We start from the raw sequence: 26489 nt of genomic DNA, 5'->3' as shown, positions 1-26489 counted from the left end.
GATGCGATGGCTGCCACTCATTCTCCTTTCTTTTGCTTGTTTTGGGCAGAAGATCGACCGACGAAAAGTGGTGGAGCGGCATGTGGTTCATTTAAATTCTTCTGATACTTTAGCGTCATTATCCGTTGGTAATGGATCTTTTGCATTTACGGTGGATATCACGGGTTTGCAATCTTTTCCTACAGCGTATGCCAAAGGAATTCCATTAGGAACGCAAAGTACTTGGGGCTGGCATGCTTTTCCCAATACATCACATTTTAAGCGATCAGAGACCTATCGAAATGCCTTATATGCAGGCAGAAATGTATCCTATGCTTTGCAGGGGCATCAAAATGCTCGTAAAGATTCTGCAACAGAATATTTTCGGCAAAATCCACATCGTGTTCATTTGGGTCATGTCGGTTTTCGCATATTTTCAAAAGCAGGAAAGCTACTCGGATTAAAAGATTTACAAGGTATTTCACAGCAATTGAATCCCTATACAGGTGAAATTTTGTCTCATTTTGAGGTGGAAGGTGTACCTGTGGATGTCATTACATTTTCATCTCAAAATGCCGACGATGTACATGTACGAGTGAAATCAAGTTTGTTGGCCTCAGGACAATTACGCTTTTACCTAGATTTTCCATTTCCAAGCCAACAATTTTTAGATGAAGGTGTTCAATATCAAGCGGCAGGTCATGCGAGTCAAATACATAGATTAAATTCCAATCAATATGCTTTTAAGCATGTCTTAGATAAACTAACTTATTCAACGTATATCCGATCAAATGTTGGTTTGAAAGCAGCTAGGATTTCACCGCATTATTTTGAAGTTGTTTCAAATGCACAAAATGAAGTTGATTTACAAGTAGGCTTTGGTCAAAATACATCTGTCAGTTTTGCGCAGGCTCGTGAAACAAATCGTAAGGCCTATGTTAATTATTGGAATTCAGGTGGTATGATTGATTTTGGAAATGTGAAAGATCCCCGCGCGAAGGAATTAGAGCGTCGGATGATCTTATCCATGTATTTGACTAAGATTCAATCGACCGACACGGAACCGCCTCAAGAGACAGGTTTGACTTATAATTCTTGGTACGGCCGACCGCATTTGGAAATGACTTGGTGGCATGTGATGCATTTTGGTTATTGGGGAAAGGCTGATTTATTGGCGAAATCTTTGCCATGGTATATGAAGAATTTTAAGGAGGCTAAGGCTTTAGCTCGCCGACAGGGTTTTTCGGGAGTTCGTTGGCAGAAGATGACGGATCCCGATGGGGGAGAGTCACCCTCTTCGGTCGGCTCATTTTTATTATGGCAGCAACCGCATATAATTGATATGTTGGATTTAATCGCAAAAGATAAACCATTGGCTTTTCAGAAACGGTATTTCAAATTAGTGAATGAAACGGCCCAAGGCATGTATGCATTGTTGGTTTGGAATAAGGGAAATCAGGAATATCAATTAGGACCAGGTTTTATTCCCGCGCAAGAATCATTGCCTTATGCAAGCACGTATAATGCACCTTTGGAATTGGCTTCTTGGTATCAAGGCTTGAAAAAGGCCCAAGCTTGGAGGCTACGATTGGGATTAAAGGCAGATAAGAATTGGGATCATGTTTTAGCGCACTTTCCTGCATTGCCAGAACAGGATGGTATTTATCAAGCCGCAGCAGGAATAGGTGATGGTTTTCAGAATCCACGTTTTGTATCGGATCATCCGGCTGTTTTAGGTGCTATGGGGATGCTTGAACCCTTGCCAACAACAGATGCATTAAAAATGCGAAATACTCTGGCCAAAGTATTGAAAACTTGGAATTGGCCAAGTACTTGGGGCTGGGATTATCCCTTGATGGCGATGTCGGCGATTCGTTTGAAGGATGCCGACTTGGCCATTAATTTATTGCTCGCGCCACAAGAAAAGAATACGTATTTAGTGAATGGCCATAATTATCAGGATAAGCGTCTTCGCTTGTATTTGCCTGGAAATGGGGGGGGGGTTGACAAGTTTAGCTTTCTTAGCTCGAGGTCAAATGGGTGATAATCAATTTGTTGGCTTTCCTGCCAACTGGCCTGTTCGAGTCGAGGGTTTTGGCAAATAATTGGATATTTTGTAGTTAAAGTAGAACTTATATTCTAATTTCGCCGATAACTAACATTAATTCACATGAAAAAGAATTTACTAGGAGCTTTTGTGGGTGGTTTGATTCTGTTCGTTTGGCAGGCATTGTCCCACATGGCATTTAATTTACACGAGCCAAATCAGAAATATTCTGCAGGTCAAGATTCTGTATTGGCAGCTATAAAAACACATATTAAGGAACCAGGTGGGTATATATTACCTCGGATGCAAGATGAATTATCTATGGATCAAATGGAGTCTTTTACAAAGTCGATTCAAGGTAAACCCTGGGCGATGGTTCGTTACTATCAAGCCTATGAGACGGATATGAATTTAAATATGCTCCGTGGATTAGTGGTGAATATTTTGTTGGCCTTTTTGTTGATTTGGATTATCAATCGACTGAAGGTGCCAAGTAAACAAACGATTTTAAGTTTAAGCATTGTAGTTGGATTTATCGCATTCAGCAATATTTCCTACACGGAACACATTTGGTATCCTGTTTTTGATTTGCGCGCACAATTGATTGATGCGATTGTGGGTTGGGGACTTACCGGAATATGGCTCGGCTATTGGATGACCAAACGAAATTAAATTAAAAAAAGCCCCTGACATTGGGGCTTTTTTTGTGGAATCGGAGGGATTCGAACCCTCGTCCAAACCTAGAAACCTGAAGCTTTCTACACGTTTAGATTTGATCAATTTTCGATGCCCAACAGGTTCAGATCAGACCTTATTGAACACTTATCCGCTGGATACTAATGAACGCTTAGCGAAATCGCATTCATCGACTCTGCATGGTCGACGCTCCAGATTCCCTAGCGGCAGAGTTTGGCCGGGGTGGAACGATGGCAATTGGTTAGTCTATCAGACTAAGCAGCCATGGCATACGAAGTATTGCCAGCTATAATTTGAAGGTTTTTTTAACAGGAAATGCCTCCAACTCCCGACGTGCTTACAACCGATCTACTTAAGCTGTCAAAACCGGTCGATCCCATTGAATTGCAAAGATACAAATTAAATTAACGGTAATGCGGTCGTCGACTTAATTTCATCCATGACAAATAAACTACTGATGTGTGCTACTGATGGCAAAACCGCTAATTTTTCTTGGTAAAAACGGTTATAACTTTCCACATCAGCACTTAGAACATTTAAATAATAATCAAAGTTCCCAGAAACCAAATGGCAGGAAATAACCTCAGGAAAGGCCTTAATGGCTGCTTCAAATTCACTAAAGTTCTGACTCGTTTGTTTTTCTAAGGTTACCTGGCAATGAACGAGTAAACCCAAATTAAGCTTTTTGCGATTTAATAATCCCACGTATCCTTTGATGTATCCGTCTGATTCTAAGCGTTTTACTCGATCGTGTGTCGGACTTAAAGAAAGGTTTACCTGTTCAGCAATTTCTTTGAGCGTTTTTTGGCTATTTTCTTGAATTATTTTTAATATTTTAATATCAAGATCATCCAGTTGTTGATTTTTTGCCATAAAGTTTTCGGTTTATCAGTAATAAATTACTAAGTAAAAGTAATATTTTTTGTGTTATTATTTTTTGTCCGTATTAATTTCTTATTTATTGGTTAATGTCCAAAATATTTGTTGCTTGTGCTATATTTGTATCGTATTATACTTCATCAAAGGTAACGGCCAGCGGATTCTTCTGTTGGCCGTTCTTTTTTTAATCAACATCCTATGAATATTGCAGTCCCAAAAGAAATTAAGATTCAAGAGTTTCGCGTAGGTTTAACACCTGCCGGTGCACAAAGTTTAGTCCAAGCTGGACATTCTGTTTTTGTGGAAACCCAAGCTGGTTTAGGTTCAGGATTTGCTGACGAAGCATACGTTCAAGTAGGTGCAAAAATTTTACCAACGGCCGCTGCCATCTATGCGATAGCGGATATGATTATTAAAGTAAAAGAGCCGCTTGCTGCTGAATTCCCTTTAATTAAATCTGGTCAGATCTTATTTACCTATTTCCACTTCGCGGCCTCTCGTGAACTTACGGAAGCAATGATCCAATCAAAAGCAATTTGTATTGCCTATGAGACAGTTGAGCTAGCGGACCGAAGCCTTCCATTATTAACACCCATGTCGGAAGTCGCAGGTCGGATGGCCATTCAAGTAGGAGCCTATTTTTTAGGAAAACCGCAAGGTGGCAAGGGGAAAATGTTGGGTGGTGTTCCCGGAGTTAAGCCTGCAAATGTGTTGATTTTAGGTGGTGGTGTCGTAGGTACGCAAGCTGCAAAAATGGCTGCAGGATTAGGGGCAAATGTGACGATCATGGATACTAATTTGGCTCGTTTACGTTATTTGAGCGATGTCATGCCAGCGAATGTTGCAACCCAATATTCTACGGAATTCGCCATTCAAGAGCATTTACCACAAGTGGATTTAGTGATTGGTGCAGTTTTATTACATGGCGCTAAAGCTCCACATCTCATCAAAAAAAGTGATTTGTCACGTATGCAGCCTGGAACTGTTTTGGTGGATGTAGCTGTGGATCAAGGAGGTTGTATTGAAACATGCCAACCAACTACGCATGAAAATCCGGTTTATTTGGTTGATGGGATTCAACATTATTGTGTAGCGAATATGCCAGGAGCCGTTCCTCAAACCTCTACGCAAGCTTTAACGCAAGCAACCTTGCCATATGCCTTATTGATTGCCAATGAAGGCTGGGAAAATGCTTGTAACAAAAATGAGGCCCTGAATAAAGGCCTCACAATGAAAAATGGTCAATTATTTGATTCGGGTTTAAAATCCCTTTTTAACTTATAATTCCCAGAATTTAACACCCTTGGTTTTTAACAAGTCCAATTGTTGGAGGTTCAATTGCAATTTGAAATTTTCCTCTTGCAATTGGGCTTCTTCCAAGGTGTTTTGAATTTGATCTAATTCCAACTGCTTAATCGTTCCTTCTTTGTAGCGCGCTTCGCCTAATTGGTAAGCATATTTAGCTTGCTCGATCAATTGGTGTTGGGTTGCCAACTTCGCTAAGATCGTTTTCGTATTCGCTTCCCCTTGTCGTTGTTCGTAAGCTAATTTCGTACTCACATCCTCTTTTTGTAAAGCTATACGCTCTTGTTGAATTTGGGCGATATTTTTCTGCAATGAAGCACGTTTTCCTGAATAGATGGGCACATTTAATTTTAAACCGACCATCGTGTTGATTTTGAAATCATCTGAAAATGCGGGCACCTCGCCATTAATACGTGGCAAATAACCATTGCGTAAACCTAAGCTTGCCGCACCTGAAAGGGTAGGTGCACTCGCCTTTTCTTGCAAATTGATTTCTTGTTGGAGAATAGCATGTTCCGCATTCAATGATGCAAATATCGGATTGTTACTGATTTTCTCAGTCGATTGAATGCTACCCTGAATGGGTTTAATGAGATCTTTTACGGATTGACCTGTTTGAGTTTCCAGGTAATCTGTCAATTTGTTCAATTGCGTATCTGTCTCGCCAATCTTCGTTTCTTGATTTTGAATGCGAATGCGAAGGCTCATGGCATCCAATTGCAAAGCCTCGCCTAATTTCAATTGCTGCTCAACAATAGCTGATTGAGATTTAATACGAACCAATTCCGATTGCTGGATGCGCAATACATTTTGCAAGAATAGAATTTGATGGTAAATCGTTGCGATTTGGTAAGCGATACCGAATGCGCTTTGGTCTATTTGTGTTTTGCTTAATTGGGTTTCTAACAAGCTTTTTTCAATGGCTATTTTGTTCTTTCCCCAATCATATAGCGTCTGGCTGGCCACGAAATTCGTATTGTAATTCATGTTGGGCTGAAACTGCAAAACCGCCGGCGCTCCGCCCATCGCAAAGGTCGCTTTGGAAACAGGGTCTACGCGTGTGATCCCCGCCTCATAGGCAATCGTAGGTTTGTCCAAGGATTGTTGGATTTGTGTCTTCGTGTCACCGATTCGTAACTGTGTTTTTTGCGCCTTTAACGCAGGTGCATAGTCTAAAGCCTTTTTCACCAAAGCGGATAAATCTGCATTGGTTTGGGCTTGTAAACTAAATGTTGCAAAAATTAATAAGGCAATTTTCTTCATAGCATTAATGAGCCTCTTCACTGGCTTTTAATATTTTTTCAATTTCTTTTTTGTCTTTCTTAGGCGTTTTTATCAAGAATACGAATGGGAATATCAAGATAAAAATGATCGATACTAAACGGAATGTATCCAAATAGGCTAAATAATAAGCTTGCTTGGTCACCATCAAATCAATCTGCTTGTAGGCCATTTCACTCGCACGTTGAATTTCTCCTGTCTTCTGAGCAAGTGTCTGGCTAATGCCTTGAAAACGCTGTTGGAATAATGGATTCTCTGCTGTTACATTGGCTAATAAATCACTCCGATGCTGTGCCGCTCGCGTTGTTGCATAATTATTGGCAACTGCGATACCAAAGGCTCCGCCGAGTTGGCGAATCATATTCGTCAAGGATATTCCTGATGCATATTCATTAGGTTTTAATCCAGCAACAGCTTGATTAATCAAGGGCATTTGCAAACAAGAAACCCCGATCACACGCAGCATCTGCATGGGGAAAAAGTCCCAACGTCCCATGTCACTCGTTGATTCCCCCCCAATAAATCCAAATACAATGTAGATTAATATGCCAAAAACCATGAAGGGAAGTGGTTTGGCGCCTTTAGAAAGGGCTCGACCAATCACCGGGAATAAGAATACCCCTAAGAACGTCGGCACCATTAAGGACAAACCAGTTTCTGTAGGCGTTAATCCATTGATTCGTTGGACCATGATCGGATAAACGAATACCGACGTAAATAATCCAAATCCACCTACGAGCGTAAATATCGAGCTCATGGTAAAGGTTTGGTTTTGGAAGATATGTAAGTTGACAACGGGGTGTTTCGTTTTCAACTCGCGGTAAATGAAAGCCGCAAGGCCACCGACAAATAGAAAAGCACAGATGTTGATTAATTTGGAGTCAAACCAGCCTTCGGATTCGCCTTTTTCCAACATGAATTGTAGTCCACCTACGGCAACCATCAGGAATAGAATTCCAGGATAGTCGATTTTCATGTTTCGTCGATTAGCCCCTTCGCCTTCCTTCCGATCAATGTAAACGACCGTTAAAACGACCGCGATGATACAGATGGGAATATTGACAAGGAAAATGTCCGACCAGTGGAAATTGTCCACTAAATATCCACCTAAAACGGGACCTAATGAGGGCCCTAAAATAATTCCCATGCCGAAAAATCCGGATGCCATGGGACGCTCCTCGGGTTCAAACGCATCAAATAAGATTGCTTGAGAGGTGGACAACAAGGCTCCACCACCGATTCCTTGAATAAATCGCCAGAATACAAGCTCCCACAATCCTTCGCTCATGCCACAGAAATATGAGGCAATCCCAAAGAGAATCATGGATCCTAAGTAGTAATTTTTTCGACCAAAATATTCGCCTAGGAATCCGGTCATAGGAATAATCACCACGTTCGCAATCGCATAACTAGTAATTACCCATGCGATATCTTCGATGGTTGCCCCTAATGCCCCTGATATTTGATTCAGGGCCACATTGACAATGGTCGTGTCCAATAACTCCATCACGGCAGCCGTAATGGTGGTTATGACGATAATAAATTTGGCAAATCCTTTCGGGCGCTCCATAGAATTAGTTCAATGGGATAGAAACTTCCAAAGACATCCCAGCACGTAACATCGCTTTGTATTTCGCTAAATCAGTAATCTCGATTTTAACAGGAATGCGTTGGGTTACTTTTACAAAGTTTCCTGAAGCATTGTCTGGAGGCAATAAAGAAGTTTTTGCACCTGTAGATTCAGAGATAGATACGACTTTTCCTTTGATCTTCTCTTTCGGGAACGCATCGATCGTTAAATCAGCCTCCATGCCCGCACGCAAATGCTGAACTTGTGTTTCCTTGAAATTAGCTACAACCCAGAATGTATTGTTATCGACAATCGTCATCAAAGGTTGTGATACTTGAATGAATTGTCCTGGCTCAATAGCTTTTTTGCCAATTTTACCTGAAACTGGGGCTAATACTTGGTAATAACCTAATTTTAATTTTTGTTGGGCGATTTTTACCTCTTTGTTTTTGACCAAATTCTCCGCACGCTTCACAGCAGATTCTTGAATCGCTAATTTGGATTTTGTACTCGTGATTTCATCGATAGCACCATAATACTTGATGTTGGCTAACTCCGCTTGATCTTTCGAATCGATGTATTGTTGGTGCGTAATTGCTTTTGCTTTCTCTAATTCACTATTGCGATTTAAATCACGCTCCGCTTTTGACTTTAAATAGTCTGCCGTTTTCACTTGTGCTTGCTGTGCTGTAATCGCTTTTTGCAGACTTAGTAAATTAGCCTTTGCACTAGTTACATCAATGCGCGCCTGTTCTAAATCTACTTCCATTTCGGATAAAGCCAATTTAGCTTCCTCCGAATCTATCTCTACCAATACCGTTCCTTGCTTCACTTGCTCGTAATCGTGAACATTCACCGCTTTTACGAATCCAGCCACACGGGGCAAAATAGGCACAAAATAGGTTTCAATCTGTGCATTGTCAGTTTCTTCGTGTGTAGTCGCATGGCGATATTTCGTATAGCCGTAAAATGCACCTACAAGGACAATTGTACCTAAAATGATTTTAGGTAAGTTTTTTTTTGGTTTCGGAGTGTCAGTCATCTTGTCTAATTTGTTGCAAAGCTACATGAATTTTCAATAAAGTCAATTTGGTTGACTAATTTTTATCAGTTAAATTTGTGTTATGAATGAAGCGCGTGAGGATTCACAAATTTTTCTTTCCCGACTATTTGCCAAGTCTTATCGTATAATAAAGGCTTTGAACGCCCGTTATTTGGAAGAATTAGGCTATAATGATTTCAAGGTGGGGCATATCATGGTCATGATGAACCTAAAGGAAGAGGGGACGACTGCGGCTGAAATTGCTAAAAAAGTGCGTGTTTCTAAGCAAGCCATGAGTAAATTGGTGCAAGAATTGATTGAAAAAGGATTTTTGCAAAGCATCAAACATCCGACGGATCAACGGGCAAGTTTAATTCAAAATACATCACAAGGTGCTGCGTTCATCGCAGCCTTACATGTTTGTCGGACGAAAGTCGATCAAGAAATTTCAACCATAATTGGGGATGAAAAATTAAGTCAACTCCATGCAATCTTGGGAGATTTGATGCATTATTTTGAATCGGATAGTTTATTGGATTCTGAAAATGATTCCTTAGCGACGTCTAAACTTAATTAAAGAAGCGTTCGTGGAAGTTGACTAGAAACAATTCATGCGTGGCACGCGTGATGGCTGTATAGAGCCAACGGATATATTCTGCATCAATTTGGTCATCTTTTAAATAACCTTGTTCCACAAATACTGCTTTCCATTGACCACCTTGTGATTTGTGCGTGGTCAAGGCATACGCAAATTTGACCTGAAGCGCATTCAAATACGGGTCCTTACGAATCGCTTCTAATCGTTCTTTTTTCTTCGTAATGTGGGAATAATCCTCACATACGGAGTCGTAAAGCTTTTTGTTTCCTTCTTTTCCTAGGGCTGATTCAGCTGAATGCAAGGTATCGAGTAGTATTTTTGCCTCGATTTCTGGATGTTCCTCATAATCGCATAAACGCAAAGCAACATTCATGAATCTGAATCCATGCATTTCCTCTTCTTTCTTGATCTTAAGCACCTCCACAAAATCGCCATTGGCCAAAAATCCTGCCGGCGAATCTTCGTCCAACCAGTGATAATTGTTGCGCACAATCATAAGTAAATCACCAGATGATATTTCGTCTTCTTGATACAAAATTGTCCTTCGGACAAATTCGTTGAACTGAACGGCACTTTTATTCGAACGCGTTAACACGATGGTATCTTCTTTGCCAAATTTACGATAGGCATAATGCATCCCATCTTCCATCTTTTCGCCAGTCATGCGAAAAAAGTCTTTGAATGATGCGGTATTAAACTGTATCGCTGTGAAATTATGCGCTAATAAGCCACGTAAGTTGGTCGCATTATATAATATCCCCGAATGAATGTCTTGCCGCATGACGTCAATTAATTCATGATCCATGACATCCATGTGGAATTCGCCGGATATATAATCTTTGGAGAGGGCAGGAGATAGGCTTTTTCCAACGGGCGGTAACTGAGCCGTATCACCTACAAAGATCAATTTATTGCCTGTATGCCCATTTTCTGGATTTGTGAAAACGTATTCAATTAAATCTGTCAATAAACTGTTTTGGCCAAATTCCGATTCATCCGTAATCATCGAGGCCTCATCCACGATAAAAACCGTGTTTGTGGCATAATTATTCATTCGTTGAAATACCAAAGCTCCTGAATTCGGACTACTAACTTGTCGGTAAATCTTCTTATGGATCGTCGAAGCCTTCTTTTTAGAGTAATTAGCCATGACTTTCGCTGCCCGACCGGTGGGAGCCAACAATTGTGTTTTGTACGAAAAGCTACCTAGAATCTTGATGAGCGTAGATATGACCGTTGTTTTACCCGTTCCTGCATAACCACGTATAATGAATGTCAACGGAGCCCATTCGTCCTCATTTAGAATGAAGGTGCTTAATTTATTGAATAATTCCGCCTGCGAAGGTGTCGGTTCAAAGGGGAATTTTTGATGCAATAAAAAAGCGGGACTTTTGGTGCTACTCATAATGTGAAATTACACAATTGCATCGGCGATGGCAATCGAGTTTTCGATAGATAGAGGACGAAATACATTAATCAGGCAAATTCGTTCGTATTGGTCTAATTCATCGACTAAAATATCAGTTTCTTCAACTTGGTCTTCGACCAATAAGCGCGCACGCGTTGTGCCCCAATGCATTGGTGCTTCTGGCGTGTACCAAATACCTTCTTTTAGGAAGGCTAAATTCGCGAATGTACAATCCTGAATAATGCCATCTTTATGGAAAATCACTTCGTCTGCTTCCGGATGCGCATCTAAAATACTTTGGAAAAATCCACGCTCCGCCCATTTGAATCCATAATCGATTTCGCCGCTATCCACCAACGCGAATGTCTTAACGATTTTGGCTACATAAGGTAATACTTCGATGCTTTGCGGATCTTCATTATAGGTGATGCGCAGTCGGTGAATACCCTCCTTAGGTAATTCGATTTTCTCGATTTCCTCCTGAACATCGAATGGTTCCCATTCTGGAAAAAAGGCATCAAAGGTTTCATTAACACGCATTTGATGGTAGTCAACATGCTGGGCTTGTCCGTTCGAAATGCAAATGGTTTCTAAAAATGAGAACATAGCTAAAAGGGGAGATAAACTTTTTGAATTAATTCTTCGTATTCTTTTCGCGGATCAGATTTGATGGTAATTCCTCCTCCACTTTTAAATATCTTTTGTTGGCCTCGCTGTTCGATAAATCGAATCATGACACCTGAATCTAGATTTTTACCATCAAATTGACCCATGATTCCTGTGTAAAATCCTCGATCATAGGCTTCCGCATCCTTGATGATTTGCATCGTTGATGCCTTCGGGGCCCCAGTAATAGAACCTGCGGGTAAAAGTGCTTGTAAAATTTGGCCTAATTTACTCTGGAATTTGGGCATGATATCACCTGAAATGACTGATGACATTTGCCAGAGATTCCCCTCGTGAGTCTTAATTTCTTCAACGTATTTGTAACGATCTACATGTATGGGAAAGGCAACCTGGCTTAGGTCATTTCGAATTAAATCCACGATTGTCGCATGCTCTGCTTGTTCCTTCGGGTCATTTTGTAACATTTCAGGTCCTTGTTCCGTCGCAGATGAAGTGCCTTTCATCGGATAAGAATATATTTTTTGGTCGCGAATTTGAACAAAACATTCAGGGGAGAAAACAACAAATGCGTCTTGTACTTGAAGCTTATATAATGCGTTGGCGTTTTGAAAGATTTGAGCTAAACTCGCATCGGTTTCAATGGGCGTTTCTGCTGTTAAATTGACAAGAAAACTGTCTCCACGTTTTAATCCGGCTTGAACAAGATTGAATTTCGATTCGTATGATTCAAACGAAATGGGACTTTTAGAAAGATTGAATGAACCAGCATGCAAGGGATTTTCTTGACGAATCGAAAAATGAATTCCTAAAGCTTTGGCCTCTTCTTCCGTACCAGCCCAGGCCTGCGAGCCGTCGTAATTGATATAAAATACGAAGGGTATACCTAAGATTCCCCATGTATCCAATTGTTCAGATACTTCTGCCAAGGATACATAGGGAATGGATGGATACATCCTATAAGTAGTTTTGAGCTAATTCAAGTACTTTATTTAATCCTGCAGGATTTTGTCCACCGGCTGTTGCTAAGAACGCTTGACCACCGCCGCCGCCTTGAACTTCCTTCGCTAATTCGCGAACGATTGTACCTGCGTTTAACGATTTGGCTTCCACCAAATCTTTGGAAATAGCCAAAGCTAAACTCGCTTTGCCTTCAATTTCAGCCACCAATAAACAAAATAAAGATTCTGCCTCTGTCTGTAAATCAAATGCTAAATTCTTCAAAGCATCTGCCGTAGGAACTGATACCTGTTGGATTAGTGCCGGGATACCCGATTTTGTATCGATTTGCTTCATTAATTCCGTTTTCAAACCTCCAATTTCTTTGGCTTGATAGTTGGCAACCGTTTTTTGTAGACTATTTGCCTGTTCAATTAAACTAGCCACCGCTTTCACTAAATCCTTTGGTGCCTTTAGTAAGGCATTTAATTCCGAAATAATAGCTTCTTGTTCGCTCAAAAGCGCATAAGCTTGTTGGGACGTGATTGCCTCAATCCGACGAACTCCCGTCGCCACGGAAGTTTCTGTAATGATTTTACAAAGTCCAATTTCACCCGTTGCAGGTACGTGCGTCCCTCCACAAAGTTCAACGGAATAATTCTTGTCAAAGGTGATTACGCGAACAAAATCACCGTATTTTTCTCCAAACAAAGCCATCGCACCTTTCTCCTTCGCTTGCGCGATAGGAACATTACGTTCTTCCATTAATGGAATGTTCTCCGCAATTTTGGCATTTACGATTTGCTCGATTTTTTGAATTTCTTCGTCGGTCACTTTTTGAAAGTGCGAAAAGTCGAAACGCAATAAGGCTTCATTCACCAATGAACCTTTTTGTGCCACATGATTTCCTAAGACTTCTTGTAAAGCTGCTTGTAATAAGTGTGTTGCGGTATGATTTTGGGTGATTGTTCTCCGACGACTTACTTCGATCGATGCAATTACTTCCGCATCCGCAGCTACCTGCTCTATGCGGGCATCACTAACGAAATGAACAATAAGGTCATTTTCCTTTTTCGTATCTAAGACTTGAAGCGTAATACCTGAAGGTTTGAAGGTTAATGTTCCTGTATCGCCAACTTGCCCACCTGATTCAGCATAGAATGGTGTGGTTTCAAGAACAACTTTGTATTGTACGCCACCTTTGTTCTGTACTTTTTGGTATTTTAATACTTGAGTTACAGTTTGTGTTTCATCATATCCCACGAATGAAACTTCCTCGCCTTCGCGAACGATCATCCAGTCTTCTGCGCTTGCTCCTGCATCTTTCCGTGAACGGTCTTTCTGCGCCTGAAGTGCTTTGTTGAAGCCTGCCTCATCAATATCCAACCCTTTTTCACGCGCAATTAAGGCGGTTAAGTCAATCGGGAAGCCATAGGTATCGTTCAATTCAAACACATCATCACCTGAAAGAACTTTGCCTTTGCAATCTTCCATCAATTTGTCAAGGCGAATTAAGCCTGTCGACAAGGTGCGAAGGAAGGAAACTTCTTCTTCATAAATCACTTTAGCAACAAAAGCTTCTTGAGCAATTAATTCATCGAAAACGCCAGCGAATTGCTTGGCCAACAAAGGCACTAATTCGTGCATGAATGGCTCTTTGAAGCCTAAATAGGTGTAACCGTAACGAACGGCCCGACGTAAAATACGACGAATCACATAGCCTGCTTTTGCATTTGATGGCAATTGGCCATCTGCAATACAGAAAGCAATAGCACGAATATGGTCGGCAATAACGCGCATCGCAATATCAGCCCATTTTTCATCACCGTATTGTTTACCAGCTTTTTGTGCTAGGTATTGAATCGTTCCTTGGAAGACATCCGTATCGTAGTTGGACTGCTTTCCTTGAATCGCCATACAAAGGCGCTCAAAGCCCATTCCGGTGTCCACATGTTTATTGGGCAATGGGACCAAAGATCCATCTGCCATACGCTCAAATTGCATAAACACGTTGTTCCAAATCTCCACGACCTGAGGATGGTCTGCATTCACCAAGGATTTTCCTGACACTTTGGCAACTTCATCTGCATCACGTAAATCGATGTGAATTTCCGAGCAAGGACCACACGGACCCGTTTCACCCATTTCCCAGAAATTATCTTTCTTGTTACCGTAGATGATACGATCTTCACCAACAATCGCTTTCCAAATATCAAAAGCTTCCTGATCGAACGGAACGCCATCTTTTTTATCACCTTCAAATACCGACACATAAATGCGGTCTTTGGGTAATTTAAATACCTCAGTTAATAATTCCCATGACCATGTTAAAGCCTCTTGCTTGAAATAATCGCCAAATGACCAGTTGCCCAACATCTCAAACATCGTGTGGTGATAGGTATCGAATCCTACATCTTCGAGGTCATTATGCTTACCAGAAACGCGTAAACACTTTTGAGTATCCGCTATGCGCTTCGATGGGGGAGTTCCGTTGCCTAAGAAAAAGTCCTTAAACTGAGCCATTCCTGAGTTGTTGAACAAAAGAGTGGGGTCATTTTTTGCCACTAATGGGGCAGAAGGGACGATTAAGTGACCTTTGGATTTGAAGAAATCTAAAAATTGTTGGCGGATCTCCGGTGAAGTCATGCGCTTATTTTGGTAATGGGTTGGTTTAATTCTCGCGCTTGTTTATTTTTGTTTAAACAAGAATCGCAAAATTAGTTTTTTTTGCTGAATTTTTGAATCAAATAAGGGCTTTTATGAATTTAGACAAGCAATATTATTCCATTTCCGAAGTTGCTAGCCTTTTCAAGGTCAATACGTCTAAATTACGCTATTGGGAAACGCAATTCCCCCATTTATTGCCCAAAAGAACGGGAAAAGGCATTCGAAAATACACGCCGGTCGACATAGAAAAGATTGCAATTTTAGTGGATCTCATCGATAAGCAAGGTTTGACTATTGAAGGTGCGAAGTTGGCCATCAAGAAAAACGGAAGCCCGAAAAATCCGAATCAAGCGGTGATTGACCAACTACTTGATATTCGTCAATTTTTACAAGTTATTTCGGAGGGTTTGAATTAAAACGTCTGTTACTTGGCTCGAAATAGAAATCGATGCAAACAGAATTGTTTTACCAAATTGCTTTATCGCGTATTCCACAGATTGGTGTTGTGAATGCCCGCCGACTGATGTCTTATTTCGATTTGGCATCCTCGATATTTTCTGCTAATCGTTCAGATTTATTAAAGATTCCACATATCGGCCCAGTCTTAGCCGAATCGATTTTTCAAACACATATCCTTAAGGAGGCGGAACAGATTTTAAAAACGAGTGAACAGTCGAATGTTCGGGTTTTATTTTATCAAGATGTGGACTACCCGGACCGCTTGAAACAAATTTATGATGCTCCGATTATCTTATACCAACAAGGAAATGTTGATTTAAACGTCGAATGTTTATTGGCCGTTGTAGGAACCCGTAAAGCGACTGATTACGGCAGGCGTGTTACCACAAAACTCGTAGAAGAATCAATGGGTGCTCAGGTAACATTTGTCAGTGGTTTGGCATATGGGATTGATGTAGAAGTTCATAAAGCTTGCATTGAACACCATATACCCAACATCGCTGTATTGGCGGGAGGATTTAATCACATTTACCCAGCTAAACATAAGAAATACCTCGATCGAATGCTATTGAACGGAGGGATCATTTCTGAATATCCCTTGCATGAAAAGCCGGATCCCCGGTTTTTCCCTTTGCGTAATCGGATCATTGCGGGAATGACGGATGCGACTTTGGTGGTGGAAGCTGCGGAAAAGGGTGGGGCACTAATTACCGCCGACTATGCGAATAATTACCATCGGGAGGTATTCGCTGTTCCAGGGAATTTGGATAAACTGTTTTCGGAAGGATGTAATCGGCTAATTCAGAAGAATAAAGCGATTATTTATACGGATTTTAATCAATTGTGTGAGCAAATGAACTGGGGAAATATTCCGAATAAAATTAAACCGAGTAAAAAGCTGGGTTGGTCCCGTTTGACGGAACCAGAAACGGAATTGATGGCATTGTTGTCGAAAAATGGGGAAATGCCTTTGGATGAGTTGGCCTGGAAACTACAAAAAAAGGTGACCGAAATTGCGATCACCTTGATAAATTTAGAATTCCAAGGCATGGTTAAAGCTTTACCTGGATATGTTTATCGAATTAAAGATTAAACGCCCCAAGTGCTAGGGTTCACACGCCAATCTTGTAAAGTCACTAATTGAGTGTCTGAAATGTAATCTAATTTGATTGCTTCCTCTACGAGCACATCGTAATTGGATAAAGTAACCAAAGGAATGCCTGCATTTTGGAAATTCTCATCTGCGATTCCAAAACCATAGGTGAAAATAGCTGCCATTCCCAATACTTCTACGCCGGCTTGTTGGAGTGCTTCCGCCGCCTTCAACGAACTACCACCCGTAGAAATTAAGTCTTCGATTAAAACGGCTTTTTGGCCAGCTTTGACAAAGCCTTCAATTTGATTTCCCATGCCATGTTTTTTAGGCTCAGGACGTACATAGCAGAAAGGTAAATCTAGGAAATCAGCTACAAGTGCACCTTGTGCAATACCCGCAGTTGCAACGCCAGCGATGACATCTACATCTTTAAAATAGCCTTTAATAACGGCAGAAAGGCTGTTTTTGATGTAAGTTCTAGCTTCTGGATCGGATAAGGAGATTCGATTATCGCAGTAAATCGGTGATTTCCAGCCGGATGCCCATGTAAACGGTTGGTCTGGACGTAATTGTATGGCTTTGATGCGTAATAAATGCTGGGCAACTTCTTGTGAAATGGTCAAATTGGACATGCGATATCGTTTCTAGTATATAATTACAAAAATAGTTTTTTCGGCTTATCTTATCGTTATTTAATTCTATTTTTGCCAAAATTAAATTTCCCCAATGGTCATTTTTATCGACGATCGCCCGATCAAATTAATTAATCGAAAGAAAAAACATAGCTATCCCCCGATGGAGGATTTTGATGTGATCATCGATGCGCGATTAAAGCCTGTGAAAATTTCAGATTTCAAAGGTCATACCTGTCTTTTGAATGTGAGCGTAGATGAAATGGGGAAAATTATCGAGGACTTGCATGGGAAAAAGCCTTTTGATTTTCATTCCTTATACATCTTAACGGGCATTAAGAAGGCGCTAAAAGAAAAGATTTGTTCATTGTATACAGTCATTGAAGCTGCTGGTGGAGTTGTACAAAATGAAGCAGATGAGGTTTTGTGGATTTACCGATTAGGTAAATGGGATTTGCCGAAAGGGAAATTGGAGAAAAATGAAAAGTTTAAGAAAGCGGCTGTTCGGGAAGTAGAGGAGGAATGTAATGTGAAAGCTACCTTAGTCGACAAAGTTTGTACGACTTTTCATACCTATTCACATAAAAACCAACGCATCTTAAAGAAGACCAAATGGTATGCAATGCGCAGCAAACATACAGGGAAATTAATTCCACAAGCAGAAGAGAATATCGAAAAAGTTGAATGGTTGGGCCCCATTGCCATGAATAAGGCTGTTTCGGATACGTATTCCTCAATACGCTACGTCATGATTAAGTTTCAAGAAACTCAAATTCCATCTAAGGTATAAGGCAGGTATTGATCAATTTTGCTTCCGTAACGATGTAAGTCTCGGATAATTGTCGAGCTTATGGGGGCCAAGTGAGGTGATGTAATCAAAAATACGGTTTCTAATTCCTCGTTGATATGTCGGTTTACCTGCGAAATCGAGTTTTCATATTCAAAGTCTGTTGTATTACGTAATCCACGAATGATGAATTTGGCGCCCACTTCCTTCGCAACATTGGCCGTTAAATTCTGATACGTTACCACTCGAACGGGTTTTCCATGAAAGGTTTGTTCAATGTAACCTTTCATTTTTTCCAAATTGAAATAGCGATTTTTGTTCGAGTTTTGGCCGATACCAATCACGATTTCGTCGAACAAGGTCAATGCTCTCAAGACAATGTCTTCGTGTCCTTTGGTAAATGGATCAAAGGAACCAGGGAAAAATGCCGTTCTTTTCATGATAGGGGGATATTCAATCGGATTAAATCTGCAATAAGTTTTGCATCGCTTGCTTCTGGACCATGCATTCGGATGCTTTCTTGATTCCAAGGAATGTCAAAAGTGTCGCGGATGGAATGTAAGTAATAGGCTAAAGCCAACTCGTGTTCGTATGGAAATACATTGATCAACTGAAGTCTGCCATGTTGGAAATAGGTCACATAAGCATGTTGCTCCTGTAAATACACTTGAATGCGAGGATGAATATATAATTTTGATTTCGCTATTTCATTGCCCAATAAATGCGTGTATTGAATGTTTGCCAAAGGAAATAGAATGGCTAATTGATCTTTCCAATAACTCGGAATTAAATATAAAAGTGCGGATTCAACATTAGAACAAGCTTGTTCATGCAACTCCTGGCCATCCATACAATGTTCGCCTAAGGCTTTTTCTAAAAATGCGATTCGATAAAGCGGATCGTTATAGGCATCAGGAAGCATTAAAAAAGACGGATGAATAATCTCAATGATAAGTTTTTGCACCTGACTTGCTTGTAGGTCGATACTTTTCAGGTAGTCGGACACTTGCTTGCTTGTTTGTTTCCAACTAATTAGTTCTGCATCTTGAAACCGAATACCTTGCTCACTTACTTGCAAAGGCAAGCTAATGCTAGTTTGTATTGGGTTCGTATGTAAATCAGTTTGCAAAGCTATTTTTATTCAAAGTGCCCGAAATTGCAAAAAAAATAGGACAATAGATAAAAAATAGAATTTTTTTCTAGCCTCAAAATGCGTAATTTTGCGCCTTATTTAATCCAATTCGTATGTTATCAGTATCGAATGTTTCCCTTCGCTTTGGGAAAAGAGTCTTGTTTGAAGAAGTTAATATTAAGTTTACCGAGGGCAACTGTTATGGTTTGATTGGTGCCAATGGAGCTGGTAAATCTACTTTTTTGAAGATTTTATCTGGTGAGATTGAGTCTCAAACTGGAAGTGTTTCCATGAATCCGGGTGAACGTATGTCGATTTTGAAACAGAATCATTTCGAATTCGAAGAATTTCCTGTACTTCAAACAGTCATCATGGGAAATAAGCGTCTGTATGACATCATGCAAGAGAAAGATGCTATTTACATGAAGGAAGATTTCACCGAAGCTGATGGTAACAAGGCTGCGGATTTGGAAGCGGAATTTGCTGAATTGAATGGCTGGGAAGCAGAATCAGAAGCTGCTACCTTATTAAGTGGTTTAGGTATCAAAGAGGATATTCATTATACTTTATTGCGTGATTTGAATGGCTCCGAGAAAGTGAAGGTTCTTTTGGCCCAAGCGCTTTTTGGAAATCCTGATATTTTATTGTTGGATGAGCCAACGAATAACTTGGACATCGATTCGATACTTTGGTTAGAAGGCTTCTTGCAAAACTTTAAAAATACGGTTATTGTCGTGTCTCACGATCGTCACTTCTTAGATAATGTGTGTACGCACATCGCCGATTTAGATTTCGGTAAAATTCAATTGTATGGGGGAACTTATACATTTTGGTATGAATCGTCTCAATTAGCCGCACGTCAACGTCAAGATCAGAATAAGAAAACAGATGAAAAACGGAAGGAATTAGAAGAGTTTATCCGTCGGTTCTCGGCCAATGTTGCGAAGTCGAAACAAGCGACATCTCGTCAAAAGATGTTGGATAAATTGCAAGTGGATGATATCAAGCCATCATCGCGTAAATATCCTTTCATTAACTTCAAGCCTGAGCGTGAAGCTGGAGATCAATTATTAAGTGTAGAAAACTTATCAGCTACGACAGAGGAAGGTGTGCCATTATTTTCGAATGTTTCATTTACTATCAATAAAGGCGATAAAGTAGCATTCTTAGCCAAAGATTCCTTAGCTATCACAGCTTTGTTTGATATCCTAATGGGAGAAGCGAAACCTACATCGGGTGAATTTAAGTGGGGTGTTACGACGACTCAAACCTATTTACCTAATGACAATGCGTCCTATTTCAAGGATGATTCCATGAATTTGGTGGACTGGTTGCGTCAATATTCAGTGGAAAAAGACGAAAGCTTTATTCGTGGATTCTTAGGTCGTATGTTATTTTCAGGCGAAGAAGCCTTGAAAAAATCTACGGTGATTTCAGGAGGGGAGAAGCAGCGTTGCATGTTTTCTCGCATGATGCTATCAGGTGCCAATGTTTGTATTTTCGATGAGCCTACCAATCACTTGGATTTGGAATCGATTACAGCCTTGAATAATGGAATGGTTGAATTTACAGGAACTATTTTATTCACTTGCCATGATCACCAATTGACTGATACTGTTGCCAACCGCGTAATCGAATTAGGCGCAAATGGCTATTTAGACAAATTGATGACCTACGATGAATTCATCACTGATCCAACAGTGAAAGCTCAGCGAGCTAAATTGTAGTGTTACTTATTGAATATAAAAAAAGCCTCGATGAAAATCGAGGCTTTTTTGTTAGTTAAATATTAAGAATTTTACGTTCAATTTTCGCGAAATGAAGACTAAAGACCATTCACTCTTCACTCTTCGTTCTTAACTCTTAACTCTTAACTCTAAAGGATAAACCTTGTAGAAAGGAAATTAGACTGTTGGTTCTCTACAATCTGATTTACCAAATCCTTGTTTAATTGGTTTGCTTTTGTAGCAACCACCGTGCGGATTGAGAATGAACGCAATGCGGCAGTTACCGACAAAGTTCCTTCAGCAGAATCCTTACGTCCCGTGAATGGGAATGAATCCGGTCCTCGTTGGCATTGTGCATTAATATTCACACGCGAAACTTGGTTCACGGTTTCATCAATTAAAGCAGAGATTTGATTGACATCCGTTCCGAAAATGGCAACTTGTTGGCCATGTGACGATTCGTGAATGTAATCGATCGGCGTTGAGATATCCTCAAAAGGCACAACTGGAACCACGGGGCCAAACTGTTCTTCATGCCAAACTTTCATTTTATTGTTAACTGGATATAACATCGCTGGGAAGAATAAGGACTTGAAGTTTTCGCCACCATGCTTATTAATGACTTTAGCACCATGTAATTTGGCATCTTCAATTAACTCTTTCAAATATGCTGGCTTGTTCGGCTCAGGAAGTGGTGTGATTTGTACACCTGGTTCCCACATCATGCCAATTTTCAAGGCTTCGATTTTCTCAGCTAAACCTTTGTTGAAGGCTTCTGCTAAAGATTTGTGTACGAAGATGATTTTCACCGCAGTACAACGTTGGCCGTTAAACGAAAGAGAACCTAATAAACATTCATTGATTGCAACATCCAATTGTGCGCTTTCGGTTACGATGGCAGCATTTTTGGCATCAAGACCTAAAATGGCACGCAAGCGATTTACTTTCGGGTGCATTTTTTTCAATTTATCGGCAACTTTAGAAGATCCAATCAATGTTAACACATCAATTTTACCTGACTCCATCAATTGTGGAATGATTGAATTTCCACGTCCGTACAAGGTATTAATTACTCCTGCAGGGAACGAATCTTTGAATGCCTCCAATAATGGATAATGTAATAAAGTACCGTGTTTCGGGGGTTTGAAAAGAACCGTATTACCCATGATTAACGCTGGAATCAAGGTAGTAAAGGTTTCATTCAAGGGATAGTTGAAGGGTCCCATGCACAAAACGACTCCTAGCGGTGAACGACGCACTTGGCCAATAATTCCTTCTTCAATTAAGAAGGTAGAGGAAGTACGATCAATGTCTTTCAATGCACCAATCGTATCATAAATGTATTGGACGGTACGATCAAATTCTTTTTGAGAATCTCCTAAAGACTTCCCGATTTCCCACATGAGAAGTTTGACAACCTCATCACGCTTTTGAATCATCTTTTGGGTGAATTTTTCCACGCATTCGATGCGTTGGCTTACCGACATCGATGGCCATTCGCCACGACCGTTGGAATATGCTTTTACACCTGCGTATAAAACTTCCATGGCATCTGTAGCATCTGTAATTGGGTAGGAACCAATGCGCTTTTGTTCAAAACCATTAGCTGTTTGAACATAAATAGGGGACCAAACATCTTGTGTCTTTCCAGCCCATTTACGCATTTCGCCATTGACTAAGTACTCACGTTGTTCAATGGGTTGAGTTAAATCAAATTCTTTGGGGATATCTGCCGCCTTGGGAAACAGATTTTCTAAATCACTCGCTTGCATATCGTTTGTTAAAAAATTTCTGAATGCAAATTTCTGAGATTTGCATCTTTCAAATAAACCTATGTACTAATTATTTGAATATTACAGCGATAAATTAGAAAAGCACAATATTTAAACGCTTAAAATTCAGTTTTTAAGGGGTATTTGCGGCGGATTTTATTTAATTGGAATTTATATTGCTCAGTAAAACTGTTCTCATGCATCTGCTTAAACGCACTTTCCCAGACAGCATATAAATTGCTTTCTATATTATGAAAGGCATCAGGGGCTATGTTTTTACTGATTAAATATTGATCAAATTCCATTTTTTTGCCAGTTTTTATGATAGTTCAATAATAGGAAAAAAGAGATAATGGCCAAAACACCTGATATCGCAAAGGGGATGGGGATGCGTTCTTGCAGACCTTTGTAAATTATTCCCGCAAAAAAAGCGCCTAAACCAATGCCCACTTCTAAGGCGATATACATGGTTGCCATCGCCCGACCCATGTGATTTTTGTTGGCCAAATCTGTTGTCCAAGCTGCTAATGTGGGCGTATTAAATCCCCACGCAAAACCGAACAAAATCGCTGATAAAATGACCGTATAACTATTGAGGTGGATGAGCATCACGCCCATGGAAGCGGCTAAAACAGCAGACGAAACCAAAAGAACGGGAATGCGACCATAGCGGTCAGATGTTTTAGAAAAGAAGATTCGAACTACGATGGAGGAAATGGTATAAATGGTGAAGTATAGCCCTTTATTATGCCAACCGATGTTTTTAGATATGTCGGGCAATAGCGTAATCACAACACCGGAAGAAAATGACACAAACAGCATTACCCAAAAGACGGGTAGGATATGTGGCTCAAAAACGTCAGACCAAGATATTTTAAATAATTTCCAAGAGAATTTTGATTTCATGGCCGGAGGAAGGGTTTCCTTCATACGCATCAAAATCAAGATTGAAAACAATGCAAATAGGGATGAAATCCAAAACATCTCTCGAAGTCCATAGGTGGATGCCAAATAACTTCCGATGGCCGGACCCATAGACATTCCTGTTGCTGTAAAGATACCTAGCCCACCTTGTGCTTCGCCACGTCGATTTTCGGGGATTATATCGGCTACATAAGCAGCAGTCGCTGTAGGCTTTGTTCCTGTCGACATGCCATGCAAGAAACGCAAGAATAGAAATCCCTGCACCGTATGAATCAAGGGATAAAGTCCTCCACAAATAAAACAAACAATGGATCCAAAGGCCATGACGGGCACCCGACCAATGTGGTCGGTGAGTTTCCCGGAAAATGGCCGACTTAAGCCTGCTGTCAGTGTAAAGAGTGCAATGGTATAGCCAATGTATTCTTTGCCTCCCATGCTTGCCAAATAATCAGGCAATTCGGGGATGATCATCGAGAAACTAGCAGAGAACAAGAAATTACTGAGGCTTAAAAGCCAAAATTGAAGCGTGTATATGGATTTTTGTTCCTCCATTATACTTCTTCGATTAATTCCTCAACGGCTTTTTTATTCATTCCCATTAAAAATGCTGGCAATAAAATCAAATTACAAATCATGGCCATGAGTAAAGTGATGGACACCAAAACTCCCAAAGCTTGCGTTCCTTTAAACGTGGAAGCTGTGAAAATAAAGAAGCCAAAGAACAGAATCATCGCCGTGTAAAACATGGAGACTCCCGTTTTTTGAATAGTAATTTGAACAGCTAGTTTTACGTTTTTGGCATTCTTCAACCATTCCTCTTTGTAACGTGTTAGGAAATAAATGGTTCCATCACTCGAAATACCAAAGGCAATAGAGAAGATCAAAATCGTACTGGGTTTCAAGGCAATGTGGAAATAGCCCATCAATCCGGCTGTGATGATTAAAGGAATTAAACTGGGTAGGGTGGAGATGATGATCATTTTCCAACTCCTAAATAAGAATCCCATCAAAACACAAATCAGGAAAATAGCCGTTAACGTACTCTCAATTAGGTTCTTTTGCAGGTATTCTGTTTGGAAAGCATAGATTACTGAGTTACCAGTAACTTTCGCCTCGTATACGCGTTTGTCTGATGCAGGTAAGATTTCACCTGATTCAACATCGGTGCGGAAAATAGTATCAATCTTTGGTTGGATTTCATCAAATAGCTCTTTCGTTCGAACGGTTCCCACGTCAGCCATTTGGAAACTGATACGAGTAAAACGTTTTTCTGCATCGAGGAATCCATTAAACAGATTGTTTTTGCCATTTAAGCTACTGTTGAATTCTTTGAGTTTAGCTAATTCATCTATACCTGGCAAGGTAAAGTATTTAGCATCTCCACCGCGATAAACTTGATATAAGTACTTAGTCGCCGTTAATAGGGAAAGACCTTGTGTAAATTCAGGATATTTGGCAAGCAACTTCTCCGTACGTTTCATTTTGGCCAAAATCTCTGGTGTTAAAGCTCTTCCAGGTTCATGGGCATCAATGGAAACTTCAAATGGCATAACACCTTTGAAGTGCTTTTCAATAAACTTTAAATCGGTGTAGATGGCATTGTCTTGAGGTAAATCATCTACGATGTAACCAACAGCTTGAATTTTCGTCAGTCCATATACTGAGATTCCTAAAATAACAATAATGATGCTGTAGATGAACTTTCTGTGGCCAAATACCCAAGTTTCGATATTCGTTAAAAGCCTGTTCACCCTTTTGGATTCAAAATGCGCTAAATCCTTGGGTTTGGGAGGATTAAGGAAACTAAAGAAAATGGGAATTAAGAGCAATGAAAATAGGAATGTCAACATGACATTCAATGCAGCAACAATTCCAAATTCAACTAATAAGGCTGAACCTGTGAAGGCAAATACACCGAAACCAATGGATGTAGTTAGGTTGGCCAAAAACAAGGTTCTGCCCACCGTACTTGCACTCTCAATTAACGAGGCCTCTTTATTTTGTGTGATCAGGTAAGTTTCGTGGTATTTATTCAATAAGAAAATGGCATTGGGTACACCAATGACAACGATGAGTGGAGGAATCAATCCGGATAATAGTGTGATTTTAAAACCGAAAAGAACAATCGTAGCCAAAGAAGCAACGATACCAATTAAGATAACGATCAGCGCAAAGAATACAACTTGAATCGACCGGAAAAAATAGAAGAGAATCAGTGAGGTGACTAAAATCGCCAGACCTAGAAACAAGACAAGTTCGTTCGTTACCTGTGCCGTTAATTCCGTTCGGATATAAGGCATTCCTGAGAAATGTAAGGGATGTTTTGTTTGTTTAACATATGCATCCCCTAATTTCTTGACGTTTTTAACTAATTGAATTCGACCTTTATTGTTGATCGTTTTTTGGTCCAAGGTGATTAACATCATGTGAACCTTCAGGTCTTCCGTAAACAGGAAATTGCGGTAAATAGGCAAATTCGCTAATGTCGATTTCAAAGAATCAAGCGCAATCTGGGTGCTTGTCGAATCTCCTTCGTATGCCTTTTTTGATTTGAATTGATGTGCTGCACTATCTAAATATAGCACAGGAAGACTTGGTAGGGCTAAAATCGATTTTATTCCTGCTTGTTTTTTGACATCACGGTATAGTTTATTCCATGCATCAAATTCAGTTGGCGTGAATAAATCAGGATTTTCCAGGCCAATCACCATGATGTTACCATCTTCCCCGTACTTCTTTTTGAACGATTCATACAATTGGAAGCGTTCATCCGATTTTGGAAGAATTTTAGCTAGTTCATAGCTCAATTGAATTTGGCTAGCTTCATAGACCAAGGCAATTGTCAATGCGCTGAGTGCAATTAAAATAGCAATTTTATAGGCCAAAATTTGATTTGCAATCCAATTCCAGGTCTTATTCATAAGT

General features: G+C 40.2%; 23 protein-coding genes and 1 other RNA gene. 8 read left to right on the top strand and 16 right to left on the bottom strand.

Going from position 1 to position 26489, the window contains the following annotated elements:
• Position 1 precedes the first annotated feature (1 nt).
• Both SKC38_RS07030 and SKC38_RS07025 read left to right on the top strand, forming a co-directional pair.
• On the top strand, positions 2–2023 hold the full coding sequence (locus SKC38_RS07030) for a hypothetical protein (RefSeq protein ID WP_377976363.1): 2022 nt from the start codon (positions 2–4) through the stop codon (positions 2021–2023).
• A gap of 126 nt (positions 2024–2149) precedes the next feature.
• Positions 2150–2698 (top strand): hypothetical protein, encoded by a 549-nt coding sequence (locus SKC38_RS07025; protein WP_377976361.1) that lies wholly within the window; start codon positions 2150–2152, stop codon positions 2696–2698.
• Between the two features lie 32 nt (positions 2699–2730).
• Here the strand turns inward: SKC38_RS07025 and ssrA are convergent.
• Together ssrA and SKC38_RS07015 are read right to left on the bottom strand one after the other, a co-directional pair.
• Positions 2731–3100: a transfer-messenger RNA gene (gene ssrA / locus SKC38_RS07020) on the bottom strand.
• Positions 3101–3121: 21 nt separating this feature from the next.
• A complete protein-coding gene (locus tag SKC38_RS07015; RefSeq protein ID WP_377976359.1) occupies positions 3122–3595 on the bottom strand; it encodes an Lrp/AsnC family transcriptional regulator in 474 nt (157 codons plus the stop codon).
• 204 nt (positions 3596–3799) lie between these two features.
• On the opposite strand from SKC38_RS07015, the gene ald reads away from it, so the two are divergent.
• Positions 3800–4885 (top strand): alanine dehydrogenase, encoded by a 1086-nt coding sequence (gene ald, locus SKC38_RS07010; RefSeq protein WP_377976357.1) that lies wholly within the window; start codon positions 3800–3802, stop codon positions 4883–4885.
• Here ald and SKC38_RS07005 read toward each other — a convergent pair.
• From SKC38_RS07005 to SKC38_RS06995, 3 genes are read right to left on the bottom strand one after another with little or no spacing between them, the layout of a single operon-like run.
• Positions 4880–6169 (bottom strand): TolC family protein, encoded by a 1290-nt coding sequence (locus SKC38_RS07005; RefSeq protein WP_377976355.1) that lies wholly within the window; start codon positions 6167–6169, stop codon positions 4880–4882. The two genes, ald and SKC38_RS07005, sit on opposite strands and share 6 nt — an antisense overlap.
• A 4-nt stretch (positions 6170–6173) precedes the next feature.
• Positions 6174–7757, bottom strand: coding sequence for a DHA2 family efflux MFS transporter permease subunit (locus SKC38_RS07000; RefSeq protein WP_377976353.1), 1584 nt, complete (start codon positions 7755–7757; stop codon positions 6174–6176).
• 4 nt (positions 7758–7761) lie between these two features.
• Positions 7762–8799 (bottom strand): HlyD family secretion protein, encoded by a 1038-nt coding sequence (locus tag SKC38_RS06995; protein WP_377976351.1) that lies wholly within the window; start codon positions 8797–8799, stop codon positions 7762–7764.
• An 82-nt stretch (positions 8800–8881) separates the two neighbouring features.
• Between SKC38_RS06995 and SKC38_RS06990 the strand changes: the two genes are divergently transcribed.
• The gene (locus SKC38_RS06990) at positions 8882–9376 is read left to right on the top strand and encodes a MarR family winged helix-turn-helix transcriptional regulator (protein ID WP_377976349.1); all 495 of its coding nucleotides are present in this window, start codon (positions 8882–8884) and stop codon (positions 9374–9376) included.
• On the opposite strand, the gene SKC38_RS06985 is transcribed toward SKC38_RS06990, so the two are convergent.
• From SKC38_RS06985 to alaS, 4 genes are read right to left on the bottom strand one after another with little or no spacing between them, the layout of a single operon-like run.
• Positions 9369–10802 (bottom strand): ATP-dependent DNA helicase, encoded by a 1434-nt coding sequence (locus SKC38_RS06985; RefSeq protein WP_377976347.1) that lies wholly within the window; start codon positions 10800–10802, stop codon positions 9369–9371. The two genes, SKC38_RS06990 and SKC38_RS06985, sit on opposite strands and share 8 nt — an antisense overlap.
• A gap of 9 nt (positions 10803–10811) precedes the next feature.
• A complete protein-coding gene (locus SKC38_RS06980) occupies positions 10812–11411 on the bottom strand; it encodes an aminotransferase class IV (RefSeq protein WP_377976345.1) in 600 nt (199 codons plus the stop codon).
• A gap of 2 nt (positions 11412–11413) precedes the next feature.
• Positions 11414–12385: an aminodeoxychorismate synthase component I gene (locus tag SKC38_RS06975; protein WP_377976343.1), complete on the bottom strand. Its 972-nt coding sequence runs from the start codon at positions 12383–12385 to the stop codon at positions 11414–11416.
• Between the two features lies 1 nt (position 12386).
• Entirely contained in the window at positions 12387–15014 is a 2628-nt protein-coding gene (gene alaS, locus SKC38_RS06970) for an alanine--tRNA ligase (protein WP_377976341.1), read from the bottom strand.
• Between the two features lie 113 nt (positions 15015–15127).
• On the opposite strand from alaS, the gene SKC38_RS06965 reads away from it, so the two are divergent.
• Together SKC38_RS06965 and dprA are read left to right on the top strand one after the other, a co-directional pair.
• Positions 15128–15451: a MerR family transcriptional regulator gene (locus tag SKC38_RS06965; protein WP_377976339.1), complete on the top strand. Its 324-nt coding sequence runs from the start codon at positions 15128–15130 to the stop codon at positions 15449–15451.
• A gap of 32 nt (positions 15452–15483) precedes the next feature.
• Complete coding sequence (gene dprA, locus SKC38_RS06960; protein ID WP_377976337.1) at positions 15484–16587, top strand: DNA-processing protein DprA; 1104 nt, start codon at positions 15484–15486, stop codon at positions 16585–16587.
• Here the strand turns inward: dprA and pyrE are convergent.
• Entirely contained in the window at positions 16584–17222 is a 639-nt protein-coding gene (pyrE, locus tag SKC38_RS06955; protein ID WP_377976335.1) for an orotate phosphoribosyltransferase, read from the bottom strand. The two genes, dprA and pyrE, sit on opposite strands and share 4 nt — an antisense overlap.
• A 94-nt stretch (positions 17223–17316) precedes the next feature.
• Here pyrE and SKC38_RS06950 point away from each other — a divergent pair, with 94 nt between their 5' ends.
• Entirely contained in the window at positions 17317–18012 is a 696-nt protein-coding gene (locus SKC38_RS06950; RefSeq protein ID WP_377976334.1) for an NUDIX hydrolase, read from the top strand.
• On the opposite strand, the gene coaD is transcribed toward SKC38_RS06950, so the two are convergent.
• Both coaD and SKC38_RS06940 read right to left on the bottom strand, forming a co-directional pair.
• Positions 17991–18449, bottom strand: coding sequence for a pantetheine-phosphate adenylyltransferase (gene coaD, locus SKC38_RS06945; protein WP_377976332.1), 459 nt, complete (start codon positions 18447–18449; stop codon positions 17991–17993). The two genes, SKC38_RS06950 and coaD, sit on opposite strands and share 22 nt — an antisense overlap.
• Positions 18446–19138 carry a DUF3822 family protein gene (locus SKC38_RS06940; protein WP_377976330.1) on the bottom strand — a complete coding sequence of 231 codons (693 nt, stop codon included), beginning with the start codon at positions 19136–19138 and terminating at the stop codon, positions 18446–18448. Before SKC38_RS06940 ends, coaD begins: the two co-directional genes overlap by 4 nt.
• Positions 19139–19254: 116 nt before the next feature.
• Here SKC38_RS06940 and SKC38_RS06935 point away from each other — a divergent pair, with 116 nt between their 5' ends.
• A complete protein-coding gene (locus SKC38_RS06935) occupies positions 19255–20868 on the top strand; it encodes an ABC-F family ATP-binding cassette domain-containing protein (RefSeq protein ID WP_377976328.1) in 1614 nt (537 codons plus the stop codon).
• A 149-nt stretch (positions 20869–21017) separates the two neighbouring features.
• Here the strand turns inward: SKC38_RS06935 and SKC38_RS06930 are convergent, their stop codons facing one another.
• The 4 genes from SKC38_RS06930 to SKC38_RS06915 all read right to left on the bottom strand — a co-directional run bounded on the left by SKC38_RS06930 (position 21018) and on the right by SKC38_RS06915 (position 26485).
• Positions 21018–22640 carry an NADP-dependent glyceraldehyde-3-phosphate dehydrogenase gene (locus SKC38_RS06930; RefSeq protein ID WP_377976326.1) on the bottom strand — a complete coding sequence of 541 codons (1623 nt, stop codon included), beginning with the start codon at positions 22638–22640 and terminating at the stop codon, positions 21018–21020.
• Between the two features lie 119 nt (positions 22641–22759).
• A complete protein-coding gene (locus tag SKC38_RS06925) occupies positions 22760–22945 on the bottom strand; it encodes a hypothetical protein (protein ID WP_377976324.1) in 186 nt (61 codons plus the stop codon).
• Positions 22935–24116, bottom strand: coding sequence for an MFS transporter (locus SKC38_RS06920; protein WP_377976322.1), 1182 nt, complete (start codon positions 24114–24116; stop codon positions 22935–22937). The genes SKC38_RS06925 and SKC38_RS06920 overlap by 11 nt, the downstream gene beginning before the upstream one ends.
• Positions 24116–26485, bottom strand: coding sequence for an efflux RND transporter permease subunit (locus SKC38_RS06915; RefSeq protein WP_377976321.1), 2370 nt, complete (start codon positions 26483–26485; stop codon positions 24116–24118). Before SKC38_RS06915 ends, SKC38_RS06920 begins: the two co-directional genes overlap by 1 nt.
• Positions 26486–26489: the final 4 nt, after the last annotated feature.

The sequence above is a fragment of the Aquirufa echingensis genome (assembly GCF_042714525.1).
Taxonomy (GTDB): Bacteria; Bacteroidota; Bacteroidia; order Cytophagales; family Spirosomataceae; genus Aquirufa; species Aquirufa echingensis.
This window is presented reverse-complemented; position numbering and strand designations above follow the sequence as displayed.